The sequence below is a fragment of the Peribacillus deserti genome, from assembly GCF_002863585.1.
Lineage (GTDB): Bacteria > Bacillota > Bacilli > Bacillales > DSM-1321 > Paraperibacillus > Paraperibacillus deserti_A.
Genome location: NZ_PGUY01000017.1, coordinates 51066 through 66535 on the forward strand (window position 1 = coordinate 51066; position 15470 = coordinate 66535).

At 42.6% G+C, this 15470-nt stretch carries 12 protein-coding genes and 1 riboswitch; of the genes, 4 read left to right on the top strand and 8 right to left on the bottom strand.

The window, feature by feature from the left end:
* Positions 1 to 2 precede the first annotated feature (2 nt).
* Positions 3 to 287 carry a cytochrome aa3 quinol oxidase subunit IV gene (gene qoxD / locus CUU66_RS06080; RefSeq protein ID WP_101640789.1) on the top strand — a complete coding sequence of 95 codons (285 nt, stop codon included), beginning with the start codon at positions 3 to 5 and terminating at the stop codon, positions 285 to 287.
* A gap of 21 nt (positions 288 to 308) precedes the next feature.
* Here qoxD and CUU66_RS06085 read toward each other — a convergent pair whose 3' ends face one another.
* Positions 309 to 569 carry a hypothetical protein gene (locus CUU66_RS06085; protein ID WP_257967911.1) on the bottom strand — a complete coding sequence of 87 codons (261 nt, stop codon included), beginning with the start codon at positions 567 to 569 and terminating at the stop codon, positions 309 to 311.
* A gap of 638 nt (positions 570 to 1207) precedes the next feature.
* Here CUU66_RS06085 and CUU66_RS06090 point away from each other — a divergent pair.
* Both CUU66_RS06090 and CUU66_RS06095 read left to right on the top strand, forming a co-directional pair.
* On the top strand, positions 1208 to 2260 hold the full coding sequence (locus CUU66_RS06090) for a M14 family zinc carboxypeptidase (RefSeq protein ID WP_101640790.1): 1053 nt from the start codon (positions 1208 to 1210) through the stop codon (positions 2258 to 2260).
* A gap of 234 nt (positions 2261 to 2494) precedes the next feature.
* Positions 2495 to 3478, top strand: a complete 984-nt coding sequence (locus CUU66_RS06095; protein ID WP_101640791.1) for a nuclease-related domain-containing protein — start codon at positions 2495 to 2497, stop codon at positions 3476 to 3478.
* 439 nt (positions 3479 to 3917) lie between these two features.
* Here the strand turns inward: CUU66_RS06095 and CUU66_RS06105 are convergent, their stop codons facing one another.
* The 3 genes from CUU66_RS06105 to CUU66_RS06115 all read right to left on the bottom strand — a co-directional run bounded on the left by CUU66_RS06105 (position 3918) and on the right by CUU66_RS06115 (position 7594).
* Positions 3918 to 4913 carry an ABC transporter permease gene (locus tag CUU66_RS06105; RefSeq protein ID WP_101640793.1) on the bottom strand — a complete coding sequence of 332 codons (996 nt, stop codon included), beginning with the start codon at positions 4911 to 4913 and terminating at the stop codon, positions 3918 to 3920.
* The gene (locus CUU66_RS06110) at positions 4861 to 6396 is read right to left on the bottom strand and encodes a sugar ABC transporter ATP-binding protein (protein WP_257967912.1); all 1536 of its coding nucleotides are present in this window, start codon (positions 6394 to 6396) and stop codon (positions 4861 to 4863) included. The genes CUU66_RS06105 and CUU66_RS06110 overlap by 53 nt, the downstream gene beginning before the upstream one ends.
* Before the next feature lie 79 nt (positions 6397 to 6475).
* Entirely contained in the window at positions 6476 to 7594 is a 1119-nt protein-coding gene (locus CUU66_RS06115) for a sugar ABC transporter substrate-binding protein (protein ID WP_101640794.1), read from the bottom strand.
* Positions 7595 to 7722: 128 nt separating this feature from the next.
* Positions 7723 to 7830, bottom strand: a riboswitch (SAM riboswitch).
* 117 nt (positions 7831 to 7947) lie between these two features.
* Here CUU66_RS06115 and CUU66_RS06120 point away from each other — a divergent pair.
* The gene (locus CUU66_RS06120) at positions 7948 to 8700 is read left to right on the top strand and encodes a hypothetical protein (RefSeq protein WP_101640795.1); all 753 of its coding nucleotides are present in this window, start codon (positions 7948 to 7950) and stop codon (positions 8698 to 8700) included.
* A gap of 184 nt (positions 8701 to 8884) precedes the next feature.
* On the opposite strand, the gene CUU66_RS06125 is transcribed toward CUU66_RS06120, so the two are convergent.
* The 4 genes from CUU66_RS06125 to CUU66_RS06140 all read right to left on the bottom strand — a co-directional run bounded on the left by CUU66_RS06125 (position 8885) and on the right by CUU66_RS06140 (position 15309).
* On the bottom strand, positions 8885 to 9373 hold the full coding sequence (locus CUU66_RS06125) for a DinB family protein (RefSeq protein ID WP_101640796.1): 489 nt from the start codon (positions 9371 to 9373) through the stop codon (positions 8885 to 8887).
* A gap of 86 nt (positions 9374 to 9459) precedes the next feature.
* On the bottom strand, positions 9460 to 10479 hold the full coding sequence (locus tag CUU66_RS06130; RefSeq protein ID WP_101640797.1) for a DmpA family aminopeptidase: 1020 nt from the start codon (positions 10477 to 10479) through the stop codon (positions 9460 to 9462).
* Positions 10476 to 12458 carry a DUF4910 domain-containing protein gene (locus tag CUU66_RS06135; protein ID WP_101640798.1) on the bottom strand — a complete coding sequence of 661 codons (1983 nt, stop codon included), beginning with the start codon at positions 12456 to 12458 and terminating at the stop codon, positions 10476 to 10478. The genes CUU66_RS06130 and CUU66_RS06135 overlap by 4 nt, the downstream gene beginning before the upstream one ends.
* A gap of 109 nt (positions 12459 to 12567) precedes the next feature.
* Positions 12568 to 15309, bottom strand: coding sequence for a GTP-binding protein (locus CUU66_RS06140; RefSeq protein ID WP_101640799.1), 2742 nt, complete (start codon positions 15307 to 15309; stop codon positions 12568 to 12570).
* Between the last annotated feature and the right edge of the window lie 161 nt (positions 15310 to 15470).

Below are 15470 nucleotides of genomic sequence, written 5' to 3' on the forward strand. Positions count from 1 at the left end.
TTATGAGAGAGCTATTTCCAGCTAAACAAGTCATGGGCTTTGTATTTTCACTCATCCTGACTATTGCAGCCCTATTGGTTTACTACCTGGACATGTCATTTACAGCAGGTATGACACTGCTGCTCATTACTGCATTTATCCAGGCTGGACTTCAGCTGATTGTGTTCATGCACGCTGGGGAAACCAAAGATAAAGGATCGATTTACACCAACATCTACTTCGGAGTATTCGTAGCGCTGGTAACCATTCTTGGTACACTGCTATGTATGATCTGGGGATATATCTAAACAAAAAAAAAAGCGGAGTGCCTACGAAGGCGCTCCGTTTTTATTCTTTATCAATATAAGCTTACTGCCTTTATATGACTTTTCCAGGACCTCTTCCGTCGCTATCATAAACATACCCATTACGAAGATAAAAATTGCACCCATGACCGCACCGATACCAATAGGAGTCCATATGCTGGAACCGTTTTCAAAAAAACCTTTTAAGAAAAGGGCAATCCCAATTACAAGAATAGGGGCAGCAGCATACGTTACAGCTTTAAGGAAATTATTATTCATATTCATTTCCAACATCCTCCTTTTTTATATATCATATTACCCCGTTCACAATATTGTCAAACTTTTTCTTCCAATATTGTGAACTTTTTTTGTCCGTTTTTTTAAAATTCAGTGACATTACTATTTTATTCAGACGTACATAAAGTATTCAGTTGATTTGTCCAGGAACTTTTGATTTGAATTTGACTTCTGCCCCTGCAGTCTGCATAACCTGCACTTTTGTAATGGCTGACCTGAGACTAATGAGTTTCCGCTAAATATGCTAAATCCCAAATACACACTACACTTTTTTTGCCTTCATATGAAATGGATTTTACAAGTAATTACTAGATGCTCTAAAAGGCTCACTGTATAGATTGAAGTTGTCTATTGAAAAAACAATCTTACAATCGATTTAGGGTGTTATAGTGTGCTTTCTGTCCTATAAAATTAATCCGATTGTTAAAGGTATTTTTAACTTTTGTTCTTAAAATATGAAATTCACACTGGTTTATCAAACATAAAAGGCTGATTCACCTAGGTTTATTAGTCATTTAGTAGGAGGTTCCCCATTCTATTAAACAGGCTGTTTTCTCTATTAACAGAATCAGGGAACTCTTTTACTATTAAAGGGAGTTGTCAAATTATTCTAAAAATGGAGGAATATGACGAAGAAGAAAATTTTGTCTATATCACTCACCGGTTTAATGGCATTGGGTGCAGTAAACGTTATGGCACAGCCAGCGTTGGCGGTCGGAAATGGCCCAGGTTACGGCGGAAACGAAACAGTAAATACATCGATCTTACATACATACTCAGATCTTGTAGATGAATTGAAGACACAGGATGCTAAACAAGAAGCGATGAAGCTTGAGGTTATCGGGAAAACGGTAAAAGGCCGTGATATTCATCTGGCGAAATTCATATCCAATCCAGCAAATCCTACAATTTTGTTTCTAACGCAGCAGCATGGAAATGAACAGCTTACTACTGAAGGTGCGCTAGAGTTCATCAAGCATCTCGGAACTGGAAAATTAAACAGTGTCCTTGATAAAGTGAACGTCCTCGTTATTCCGATGCTGAATGCTGATGGTGCAATGGGAGATGTAAACTTCCCTCTTGATCAATACGCTGCAGACGGCGGCCGCCATTTAACAAGATATAATGCAGTAGGAGTAGATTTGAACCGTGACCATGTAGATAAGGCACAGCCGGAGACCCAGGCTCTTCATAATAACGTCTTTAAAAAATACGACATCGACTACATGATTGACCTTCACCACCAAGGTGCAGAACAGCAAATTAACGGTAAATATGTATCAGGATCCATCCTTTACCCGACTAATCCCAACGTGAAGGCGGACGTACTGGAGCGCTCGAAGAAACTTGGTGCGGTCGTTTACCAAAACGTTGACCGGACAGGCTGGGGCCACCTAGGCAAATATGTCGGCGGATCCGAGGAACGCATCGGCCGGAATGGAGCTGCAGTCCAATACGGGATCTCCACCCTTCTCTTTGAAATGCGGGGCATGTCTGACCACGAACGAGAAGACTACGTACTCGGCCAAAAAAGCAACGGCTACCTAATCAAACAAACCATTACCACACTCGAATCCACAGTGCGCTCCATCGCTGACGGATCAATCGAAAAAGCAGACACCAGCTTTTGGGACACACTCCCAGAGCAAAGTGTGCGCCCGAGCGGTGAAGGCGAATAATACATTTGGAGGGCCCCGCCTGGTTGGCGGGGTTTTATGTTATTTCAAGAAATCCTGCAAAAAGTTCGAAAATCCTGCATAAAAGTTTTTTATCCTGCATATATCCCAAAAATCCTGCAAATATTTCTATAATCCTGCATAAGTTCAAATAATCCTGCAAAAGCCAATTATATAGAAGGAATTTAAAGCTACTAGGATGAATTTATTAAACAGAATTTAATAAGGAGTGATAATTTGATCACAAAGCCAAGACAAGTGCCATTAAGAATAAGGAGTTTAGAGGCTTTGCTAAGGCGCATCCCCTCCACCCATTCAAAACGCCCTGATATTAAAAGTGATTTAGCTAAATGGACTGCGGGTTACAAAGGTGAGCGGGATGTAGATTATTATCTTGACCATATGCCAGAAGAAAAATATATGATTCTACACGATTTAAGGCTTCCCTTCGATAAGTACTTCTTCCAAATCGATACCCTCCTCCTTTCATCTAAATTTTTATTAATCCTTGAAATAAAAAATATTGCAGGAACTTTATATTTTGAAACCAAAACAAATCAATTAATTAGAAGTGTCAACCAACAAGAAGAAGGCTTCCGTGACCCACTTTCTCAAGCAAGACGTTTACGCTCGAGTCTAAAGTCATTTATTGCAGACTATGTTACGCACGATTTTCCAATGGAATACTTGATTGTAATAAGTAATTCTTCCACGATACTAAAGTTTCAAAATAATCATCCCGAACTGGTAAAAAGGGTATGCCATGCTTCAAGCCTCATTGATAGAATAAATAAACTAGAAGATTCCTATAAAACAAACCTTTTTACCAAAGAACAGCTTAAGGAAATAAATAATTTTTTAATAAGCAGCTGCCGATTACAATCTACCAACGTTCTCGAATTGTACAAGATTCATCCTTCAGAAATATTAACAGGCGTCCATTGCCCCGCCTGCCGTCATTTGCCTTCAATTCGAAAAAAGGCTAAATGGCACTGTCCAAATTGTAACAAGAGCTTTAAAGACTCCTATGAGGAAACCATAACTGATTACTTTCTACTGTTACAATCCAGTTTAACAAACAGGCAGCTTCGTCATTTCTTGCAACTATCTTCAAGAAGCACTGCTCTGGATATCCTTAATTCCCTAAATCTATCTTATACAGGTACAAACAAAGGCAGAGTCTACCACTCCCCCTTCTCCCCTTCTCATTCTGATCAATAGTTCGGCTGTTTTAGTCCCATTTGTTAGTAAAAAAAGCTGTTGTTTTGAAAAAAGGGTTGATTCCACTAGAGGATACTCGCTTTCCGCGGGGGCGGTCGCCTGGGCCTCCTCGGCTTCGCCTGTGGCGTAACACCTGATCGAAAAGCGGAGGACGGTGATTTTCAAGAAAAGATCCATCTAAAAGCTGAATGATGATCTTTTTTAAATAAAGCAAAACACTAAAAGAAAAGCAGACACCTGACCGGCATAAGACGAGCGGCAGTGAAAGGCCGATTTTGCCTTTTAATGGCGATTGGCTTATGACCGAAGGTGTCAGTCCGGAGCTGGACAATACCCGCTGCTCTCGCAGAAGTCTCGGCACCTTACGCTCCAATCAAACAATAGGGTTAGAAAAGAGCCTAAAAAAAACACACTGAATTTCTCCAGTGTGTCCAAGCAATCAATGCTTTTGCTTATAATAAGTAAGTCCCAATGCAAAGGCGAGTACGGTTCCCTTCACAATATCCATGGAGTAATAAGGGACACTCATCATGACCAACCCGTTTTGCAGGATTCCGATTAAGACGGCTCCTACAAATGTGCCGATTGCGTTAGGTTTTCCGGAACCGAGGACGGAGAATCCTATGAAGGCGGCTGCTACGGAATCCATGAGGTATGGGGATCCGGCGTTGATTTCGGCTGTCATTACGCGGGATGCTAGGACGATGCCGCCGATGGATGCGAATATGGCGGATAGTACGTAGGCCAGTATTTTGTATTTGTTCACTGGGATTCCTGATAGCTTGGCCGCTTCGATATTGCCTCCAATGACGTACATGTATCGTCCGTGCTTCGTATAGGTAAGAAAGATGTGTACCAGGACGACGGCGATGACCATGATGACAATGATCCATGGCACCTGGCCGATTTTCTTGAAGGTTTGACTGATGATGCCCTCTGAGAATGTTCCATCCGGCATAACCATGTTTTGGGAGATGGTGGCCCCTTTGGTATAGGTAAGTGCGATACCTTGGATGATAAACATGGTTGCCAGCGTCATGAGCATGTCTGGAATCTTCATTTTTACAATCATGAATGAGTTCAACAATCCGACGATAAGGGAAGCTGCCAGCGCCGAAATGATCGCGATAACTGTGTTCTGTGAAAACCAGACAAACATTGAGATAACAATGGCATTTGATAACGAGGCAACCGAGCCGACGGAGAGATCAAAACCATTCACTGATAGAGATATCGTAATACCGATTGCAATGATGGTGACAATTGAGATCGAACGAAGGATATTTATCACATTACTTCCTTGTATGAAGGCCGGATTGGAAGCAGCAAATACGGCAATCAGGATTAAAATAGTTAGAATGGTTCCGTATTTATATAAGAAATCAAAAAGGTCGAATGTTCTTTGCTGTGTTTGGGTATTTTTTGATAGTTCCACTTATTTCCCCCCCTGTCGAATAAAATAGAATTTCTTCTTCGTTCGTGCGGTCCGTCTGGAGTTCTTTTACGACTTGCCCGTCGTATAACACATAAAGGCGGTTTGTAATCCCAATCACTTCGGATAATTCTGAGGATGCATAGATGACCGCTTTTCCTCGTTTCGCAAGAGCGGAAATTAATTTAAATATGTCTTTTTTAGCACCGACATCCACACCTTTTGTCGGCTCGTCAAATATATAAACTTCTGCATCTGTCAGAAGCCATTTTCCAATTGCAATTTTTTGCTGATTGCCACCAGATAGGTTTTTCGTTTTTGTCTCAAGCCCAGGTGTTTTGATGCCCAAGTTTTTGACTATTCCCCAAGCTTTTTCATTCTCTGCTTTTTCGTTAAGAAAGCCGAACGCTTTCGTAAATTGGCCCAGGCTCGCAGCCGAAAGATTAGCCGAAACGGATTCCTCGACAAGAATCCCTTCCCTCCTGCGTTCTTCAGGAACGAGGGCAATCCCCTCCTTGACCGCTTCATGAGGTGAGCGCAGACGGAGTTTCTTCCCATGGAGCCATACTTCACCGGCCGTTATTTTCGCAGAGCCGAACAGGGTCTTGCATAGTTCTGTTTTGCCTGCTCCTACAAGTCCGGCAATTCCAATGATTTCCCCTGCTCTGGCAGTAAGAGTGATATCTTGGACTTTCCCTGAATCCGCCAGCCCTCTTACTTCATAAAGCGTTTCGCCGATATCCAGATTCCGCTCCGGAAACTGCTCTTCAAGCTTCTCACCGAGCATCCGTTCAATTACTTCATTTTGACAGATTTTAGAAATGTAATCCTTTGATACAAGCCTGCCATTCCGCATGATCGTAATCTGATCACAAATCTCAAATATCTCAGGCAGTCTGTGTGAGATAAAAATAATTCCAACATCCCGTGATTTCAGGTCGTTCACAATCCGGAATAATTCCCGTGTTTCTGTATGGCTGAGCGGTGCAGTCGGTTCATCCAAAATTAAAAATCTACATTCTGTGGACACAGCCCTTGCGATCAGCACCATTTGTTTTTCCGCAAGTGTCAGATCTTTGACAAGCTTCTTGGACGAGAGATGTATATTCATATCCTTCAAGATTTCATTGGCTTTCCTGTGAAGCTTCTTCCAATTAATGAATGTCCGGTCATGTTTTAGCAGGATATTCTCGCCAACAGTTAAATAGGGAATAAGGGCTGTATCCACTTCTTGATAGACTGTCTGGATCCCAAAGTCATCCGCATCTCTAGGAGACCGGATTGAAACCTTTGTGCCATCCAGCAATATTTCTCCAGTATAGTGTCCGTAAGCACCGGAAAGTACCTTCATTAGAGTGGATTTGCCAGCGCCATTTGCGCCAATCAAGGCATGCACACTGCCCGTGGCTGTTGAAAAGTTCACACGGTCCAGTGCCTTCACACCAGGAAAGTCTATTGATATATCCTTCATCTCTGCCAGCATCATTTACTTCTCCTTTTCCCTGCTGATTACAAAAGGATGCACTCTCCTTCTGCGAAACAGGAAGAGAGTGCATGAGCAATCATTATTTATATGCCTTTTTAAGAGTCGTCATCCAGTCTTCTTCGAATGCGTCCGACTTACCCCAGCCATCTATAATGTTTGAAAGGCTGGTCATGTTCACTGCCTCTTTTGTACTTTGCAGATCTTTCTGTGAAATGAGAGAAGCTTCCAGGTCGTAGGTTTGAGGTGTCTCTTCACCTGCAATCTTTTTAGCTAGGATTCTCATATCTACAGCACCGATCAATTTAGGGTCTACCGCAGAAGTGTACTTCCATGAGCTTCCTTGTTCTTGAATAGCCTGAAGATCAGCGTTAGAAACATCAATTCCGTAAATTTTCACTTCGTTTCTTCCTGCTTCTTTAATAGCCCGGGCCGCGCCAATCGCGAAGGCATCCCAAGTAGCAAAAATGGCATCTATTTTACCCTTTGGATATTTGTTCAGCATAGCTGACACGGCATTCTGTGTCTGGACTGAAGTATCTGCAGCAGCAACTCCAAAGCGTCCTAGTTCTTTTATCCCCGGATTTGCTGCAAGCGTTTCTTTGTATACTGCATTTCTTCTTACCATTGGAGGGAAGCCGTCAACCCAAAGGTATACAATGTTTGCCTTGCCATCATGGTCTTTAACCAGCTGGTCTAAAGCAAGCTTTGCAAGTTCCTCATCATCCTGCGAGGTCAGCGTAACTCCGTCAACCTTAGCAAGGTCAGCGTTCGAATCAAATGTTACAACGTTTTTTCCCTGTTCTCTAATTTTTTTAATATCATTTACGGTAGCTGCGTCATCACCGTGGGAAATTATGAATCCGTCATAATCATCTTCTAGTGCCTGCGAAATGGCATCGTGGAACTTTGCTGTATCACCATTTGCTGTATACACATCGACTTTAAAGCCTAATGACTCTCCTTCTGCTTTTGCCCCAGCAAGGAATTGGGCCGTATGATCATCTCCGCCGATTTTGCGGATCACTTTGATTTTTACAGGATCATCCGTTTTTTTAAATCTATCTGGCACTCCTTCTAAGGAAACCTTTTCGTTTGCTTTTTTGGATTGTGATGATTCCTGGCTGGATGAACAGCCTGTTAATAGCAGTGACAAAGCCAGAGCTGACACTGCAGCCTTCTTAATAAATGTGTTTTTCATCAAAAAACTCTCCTTTTAATATTATTTCGATAGGAGAGGTTGGTATTTGTGAAAAATTGTCATTCGCACAAAATAAAAACCTCTCTTTCACAAGAGAGGTGTCATCGCATATTAGCAGGATTCTTCCTCTCTCATCTCTCAAAACAAACAAATTGTTTTGCAGGATTTAGCACCAATTCCATAGGAACGGTTGCTGGGCGTCATCGGGCCAGTCCCTCTGCCACTCTTGATAAGAGAACGTAAACTATTTAATTACTGTAAAAACTGATAAACTTACTTTAAGGCCATAAAGCGAATGTGTCAATAGAATTTTGAAAATTTTTATCTATCTAATAAATTGAAGGGTGATTTCTGTGTGTGCTTTTGAATCCCTAGCAACATTTCTGCCATATATCAAGAGCCTGCCTAATCGGAAGCTTGATAAAAGTGATCTGCTCATACCTGACTTTTTGCTGGATAAAAGCGGAAGCTTAGACATCTATTATGCCCCTCACAATGAATACATAAATAAGCAGGCAAGGATTGTGATTGCCGGCATCACTCCTGGCTGGAATCAAATGAGGCTGGCATTTGAACAGGCAAGAGTGTGCTTAGATCAGGGCACCTCATTGGCGAACCTCTCATATGAGGTCAAAAAAGCTGCACGTTTTGCAGGATCCATGCGGAAAAACTTAATTCACATGCTGGATTTATGCGGAATTCCAGAAGCGCTGGGCATACAAAGCTCCCAGCAGCTTTTCAGTGATCACGGCCGTCTACTGCACACTACTTCTATCATCAAGTATCCTGTTTTTTCAAACGGTAAAAACTACACTGGCCACGCTCCAGCGATCGAACGTTCACCTCTTTTAAAAAGATATGCATATGAAGTTTTCCCACAGGAAATAAACCAGCTTGAGAATTCGTACCTGCTTATCCCTCTTGGAAAAGGCGTATCAGATTGTGTGCGAAACTTAATCGATCAGGAATGCATATGCCCCGTTCCCTGTTTATGGGACTTTCCGCACCCGTCAGGAGCCAATGGGCATAGACATAAACAATTTGCCGATTTAAAAAGCAATTTTAAATCCGTCGTTTCAGACTTTGCATGTAACCATTTAACCTAAAAGCGATTCTTATTGATTGTATCGAAAGGCACTAGTCCTTTCGCAGTGGTGACTCTTTCGGGCAGGATTCCTCCAGGTTCTCCGATCTCCCCAATCTCTAAAAGGAAATCTTGCACCATCGACTCCGAGTGCCTGAACATCTACACTAAATAAAAAACCTTACTTCACTGTAAGGTTTTTGTTATTAATTGATCATTTTTGCCTTTAATTCTTCGATCTGTTCAATGTGCCGCTTTTCATGGTAACCGACAAATGGAATCCATTGATAGAGACCTAAGCGGCCGAAAATCGGATGCGGATAAGACTTTTGCTTAAGCTGTGCTTCATCAGCAGTATTAACGATGCTGATTAGAAGCTGGCGTGAAGAGTTCAATTTTTCCGTCAGTTCATGAAGGGTCTTATACTCATCGGTTGGAGTGACAAATAAAGGTGCTTTTACCCTATGCTCTCTGTTTACCGATAAATGAATCGGCTTTTCCTCTGCAGGCTGGGAATCCTCGCTGGCAAGTACCTCCACAATTGCTTTTGTGATAGAAGTCTCCATCAGGTATAAATGTTCCAATACCTGTGCAATCGTCCATCTTCCCTCATCAATCTGAAGATTTAACTGCTCATCAGTCAGTGTACCAACGCTGTTTAATAATTCTTCCCTGTAACGTTTGTTATTTTCCATAGTTATCTCCCTTCACTCTTGTAAGGATGTCCTGGCTTAATTGGTAACAACACACAATCAAGTCAGACATTCACCCTTAAATTCTTTTAAAAAGGATAACTCGAAACCACTCTTCCTTTTCTGCCCCTGGTCGTGTCTGCCTGTGAGAGTGAATTAAGAATAGCTTCTTCAGCCGCTTCTGATGCAGCTGTAAAAATCATATTCATTATAGCATGATCGTCCCTGAGCTGTATCCGGGTTTCCTGTTTTTCACCTGAATAGTGAGAACTTGTTTGAGCAGTGGAAAAAGCAATCACAATATCTCCGCTTCCGTTGCTGAAATGGCTCCCAGTTCTGCTAAGTCCGATTCCGGTCCGCTTAGCAGCCCTTAGCAATTGGCGGTCGCTTAGCGGGGCATCTGTTGCAAGCACAATGATAATGGAACCATCCGAGGTTTCAGGGATTCCTTCAACGCTCGAAGCTGCCCGATAACGTTCTTTTTGAAACTCTTCCTTCCTGCCAAAATTGCTCAGTACCATACAGCCCATCGTATACTCATCGACTTTTCTTGATGAGGATCCGATTCCTCCCTTATGTCCAAAACAGATCATCCCTTTACCTGCGCCAACAGCCCCTTCCTGTGCCTGTCCACCGCCCGCCTTTTGAATAGCCTCATACGCATGGTCTGGTTTCACAGAAAAATGGCGGATTGAGTTTAAATAACTATCATTGCATTCCCCTGCTACGATATTGATGGTCCCAGTTGTTTCTCCGATTTCCGGATTCTGCTCAAGCATAAACTTCAGCGCTCCTTCCGTTACTGCAGGGACAGCGAATGTATTCGTGAGCATAATCGGAGATTCCAGCAGCCCCAGCTCATTCACCTGGACAAGACCGGTCGTTTTGCCGAACCCATTCAGAACATAGCTTGCTGCTGGGACTTTCTGCTGAAATAAATTCCCTCCATGCGGAAGAATGGCGGTTACACCTGTAGCTGCATATTCTTCTCCTTCCAACTTTTCATCCAGAGTTACGTGACCAACCTTAACTCCCGGCACGTCTGTTATGCAGTTATTACCGGCCGGTTTCAATGTGCCGATTATTATTCCACGGTCTCTTATTTTCATTTCAATTCACCAATTAATTCGGTTTGTACCATTACTTTCTGAATTATGTGTAACTCCAAACTCAGCTCTAGTAATTTTTCCACATATCGAGGGTCATACAAACCAGTTTCGAGTTTTGTCATTCTAACCAGTTCTCCTGCAGTCCGCGTCCCATCCATCCAGTTAAAAATAAAATCGGAATAACCGAGTGGAACTTTCGATTCATAATCCCTTACCCATGCCATTTTTTCTTGATATTCCTTTAATTCATCTGTGATCCGAAGGGGTCCCATTATTGAACGGGAATTGACAGCTTTTTCCCAGGGTTCTATAACAGCTTGTGATTCAGACTTTCCAGCATGGAATTGCAGCTGCTGCTCAGCGATATCCCGGATGGTCTGAGCCGCGGCATCCTGCACACCTTTAGCCCATACAGCAAGCTCTCGGAGTTTAGTGAATCCGCGGACATCACCATATTTCTCGAGCTGATCTATTGCATACTGCTCATATGAAATGAATAAGTCGAGAGCATGGCTGGTTTCTTCTGCCGTAAATTCCTGCTTGAAGATCCACTCCTTTGCACCGTTCAGTTCCTGCTGTATTTTTCCAGCATGGAAAAACAGATAAGAAATCCAGTCTTCCTCTGCTCCTTCTGCCAGGCCGTAAGCATAGAGACCTGCTGCCATTCCTGCTATTTTCATCATGTTTTGATCTAGATTTGCGACTGTATCTGATGTTGTATGATAATGACGGTCCGGCCACTGAATCAGCATAGGGCATGGGATCCCTATAGTAGAGTCGGATAAAATATAATGGTCACTGCCTCCGGAGAACCGCGTTTTCAAATGGTGCACCGTACTGTATGTAGAAGTACCGGTGAAATTCCCGGTATTTTTTGCAAGCTCGTCTATTAATTGGTATGCAAAGCGGTCAACAAATGTCGGAGCAGTCATCGGTGGCTGCTCCACACATAGCGGGCCGCCGCCTTTGTTCTGGTCGGCACCTATCATATCTAGATTCAATGCCGCAATCGTATTCGGAATTCGTTCTGGATGCTGCTCCAAATAAGCGCAGGTTCCATACATCTCCGGCATCATTAAGAAGCGGATTCCAAGCTCCGGAGCCGGCAGCTTTCCATTCTTAATCAAGCGTGTTAAGGTACGCATCACTTCCATCAGAGTTCCCGGGCCAGACGCATTATCCTGTCCTCCTGGATATGGATGGCATAGATGGCTTACGAGGAGAATCTCCTCCTTTTTCCTGCCTGGGATAAAATATTCTATATTTTCATAGGTTCCTTCATAGAGCTCTGCATCGACATAGGCTGTCAGGTTCACAGTCTGTCTGCCTGCTAGACTTTTGAGCCTGCTGCCAATTCTTGGAGACACTACAAAGCCAAATGACTTCTGCTCCTGATCGGTATTCCACCAGTAGGAGGTGTACTGCCTGGTATCCGGCATGTCCATCCTCGTCCGCAGCGGCGGATAATCGTTTAAATTTTCAAAGATCAAGCCCGCTGCACCATACTTCTCTACTGCCAGTGCATGAACCAGTGATGGAATGCCTTGTACTAGGGCTATCTTCCCTTTTATGTCCGTATTCCTATAGCTTTCTTCCTCCTGGGCATTTTCAATGACGATCAACTCCGCTGTAAGCCCCTGTTTCGGAGTCGATACACTGCGCTGCACCAAAGAAATTTCCTCTTCCTCAAAACGGGCGATTCTTTCTCTCTCCGGTGTTTCAATCCATAATTCCGCAGAGCGGCAATGCCATTCCTTAAACGAATAATGAGATAAAAATCTATCACCATATCGAGCTGGATAGGAGACCAGCTCAGCATCCACACCATCCCGTTTTAATAAGGGTATGATTTCATTCGCCGCAGCCCTATACCCTGGCGATGCCTGGATTCTGTGATACTGCCCGATGCGTTCAGCGTACCGATACGCCTGCCTGCCAGAAAACTCTTGATCTATGATTTTTCTCCATTGCTTGAACACAAAAATCCCCTCCCACTTATATATTTCGGTCACCTAAGTTGTTTTCCTTTATTTTGGCGTTAGAATTTTTTCATAAAAAAAAGGGTGACATGGGTCACCCTTTTTGAACTTAATATATATATTGAACTTCTTTATCCACAATCATAATCCATTCGTACGAACGGAGTCTCACCTCAAATAAGGTAAGCGGATCAAAGTAGGCTGCTGGATTTTGTTTTAAGTTTTCGAGTTTTGCTGTATTTTTCGCAATAGTCTTCTCTGTTTCATCAATGGTGCTGTTTAGTTCTTTATTTGGTTCTTTAAAGAACATCTTCACATCACGCTCCATTGATTTCTCAAACATATCGAATTGCATCAGAAACTTGTCGGTCACTCTTTTCGCTGCTTCACTATAGTCTTCATTTTCTACATACTGTTTATATTTATTATGCAGCATCGAATTGTTCTGAGAGAGCGCACCAAACAGCTTGCCCGCACTCTTCAGCAGAAATGCCTGCGGCGACGCTTTTATGAAGTTTACTTTTTCAAGCCGGAAGCCGCCGGTCATGCGGTCAGCATCACGCCGCCAATCATCCAGAACCTTGAAATCACATGTTAGTTCTAAACGATCTTCTTCGTAAAGCTTATTGAAGCCGGCTTTCATTTCATCAAGAAAAACCTGGCTCTCATTGAAATCTGAAGAAGCTGTCTTTATCCATTCCTGAAGCGATAGATAAAATCTAGGCAGGATATCCCGGTCAATATAACTTTCAACTCTTAAATTCATCTCATCATTCGTTTTTGCTTCAATAGCTGCTACGTCCATAGAATCCGTAATGATATCAGCCGTTTTACTCAGGATCTTTGGAATTCTCTCTTCCATTTCCGCCCTGACCTTGCTTTTAATAGAGGAGAAAGACTTTTGGATCCGGGCAGCCTTACTTTTCTCAAGATCGTTAAGCTGATTGCTGGCGCCCTTCAGCTTGCTCAGCATATCTACGTCCCAGCCGATTGTGTGATCCAGCCCTTTTTCAAGTTCAAGCCTCTTATCAATAAGCCCTCTAAGAGCCTGGCGGATAAAGAACAGCAGTTTTGCGGTGCGTTCTTTTTCCAGGCTGACAGGAGCAAAGCCCGCTTGAATGAATTCACTTAATTCCCTGTAATCTTTAAAGCTGCCTGCCTCAGATGAATAAGCAAAAACATTGGCGTTAGGGAAATAAGCGTTTATACTGCTTGCTGTTTCCTGAACCACACGCGCGGCCGTGTCTTTCCCATAAAATGCATCCAGGCTGTTAATGATAAAATGGATTGGCAGATCAGGCGCTTTTTCCCTGAACAACATAAGATTTTCCCGGTCTTTCGCTGTAAATGGTTCATCTGCGTTCAAGATATAAAGCAGACTATCTGCATAATGAAGGTAATTCAAAACGGGATTCTTTTCAGGATTATGGTCATTAAAAGCTGGTGATTCTAATAGGGACAGCCTGTTCTCCCTTAAGAATTTAGAAGGAATTTTAAATTCAATCAAGTCCCGGTTCTGCCTGCGGCCTGTCACATCGTAAAATTCTTGATGGGTGATTTCCGCTGCTCCAGCGTCAGAGACTCTCTGAATGATCACATCCTGATGATTTTTAAATGCGATCATTCCCGACGTGTCAGGAGTCAGTATCGATTCCCCAATCAGTGAATTGGAGAAAGTAAACTTGCCGTTCCCTGAATTACCGGCTACCAGTAAATGTTTTGTATCCAGGTCCTGTAATTCCTGTATGACCCAATCATTTCTAGGGTCAATGGCAACTTCATTCTTTTCTGCCCAGGATACGATTGACTGATACAGTTCAATTCCGTTTTCAAGGCCATTATACTGCTTTTCGGAATCATAAATCAGGTTTTCAGCCCGGTTAATCACATCCTTACCGATGCTTTCTGGAAAAAGCTCACTCCAGGACAATACAGCTGCCGATGCAAATAAGACGTCAGATTTCCCAGCCATTCCGAGCCAGTTACTAACGAGAGCAGGTACAAGGGGCTGAATTATTTTTAGAGTAAAGTTACCGTTCACCAAATATAAGTAGGTCTCTTTAAAATGAGCAGATAACTGTTCTGAAGAATGGGTAGCGGCTTCCGAACCGTTCAGAAGGCCGGTGATATTTGAAATCCAAGGAAGGAAGGCTTCCGTTTTATTCCGGTAAAGACTCCATAAAGCTGCCGTCAGTCTTTCAAAAAGAGTAAAATCTACAGATTTAGCCGTGGTGATTGCTTCATTAAAGTAATCCGGCTTGAAATTGGCAGCCGCTCCAGAATCAATATAGGAAATTAACACTCCAAACCAAGCTTCAGATTTAGTCCTTACAGATTCACTGACTGCGAGCCCAACTGCACTATCCCAATCCTTATTTTCCTCATAAAACACTCGGGCGATTTCAGTAAGTGTCGGATAGTCAGGGTGGACCGCAACAATTTGTTTGATGATTCGATCGGCAGATTCCAGCTTCTCCTCCTTAATATAAAGAGAAAACAGCTGAAGAGCTATCTCAGACCTTAGTGTCAAATCATCCGTAGAAATAGAGAGATAAATTTCTTCCGCTTTCGCTAAGTCTCCCTGGGCATAATAAGCATCGCCTATATTTTTGCCCGCCCATAATTGAAGTGCATTCGACACACTCTGCCATTTGAATATCGCTGATTCAAAGTCTTTATTATGGAAGTATACTTCTCCCTGAGCATAACGAATATTAGAAACATCCACGGCCTCATCGTGCCGGCTAAGAGAAAGAGCTTCCCCCAGCAATGAAACGGGATGGTCAGAACTATTATCCTGCAAAAAAGCCTCGTAAAATATCTTTTCGACTAATTGCTTTTCCAAAGTCATGTTTAACCTCCACAGTACCTGTAATAAGTGAATAAATATGAATAAATTATTATCCCCATATTCTATCAAAACTTTTTTACAAAAATATTTCTAAGTATTTCAGTATCAATACATATTTTACGAAACAGTATTAAAACACCATGCTATAGTCCCGATTTCCG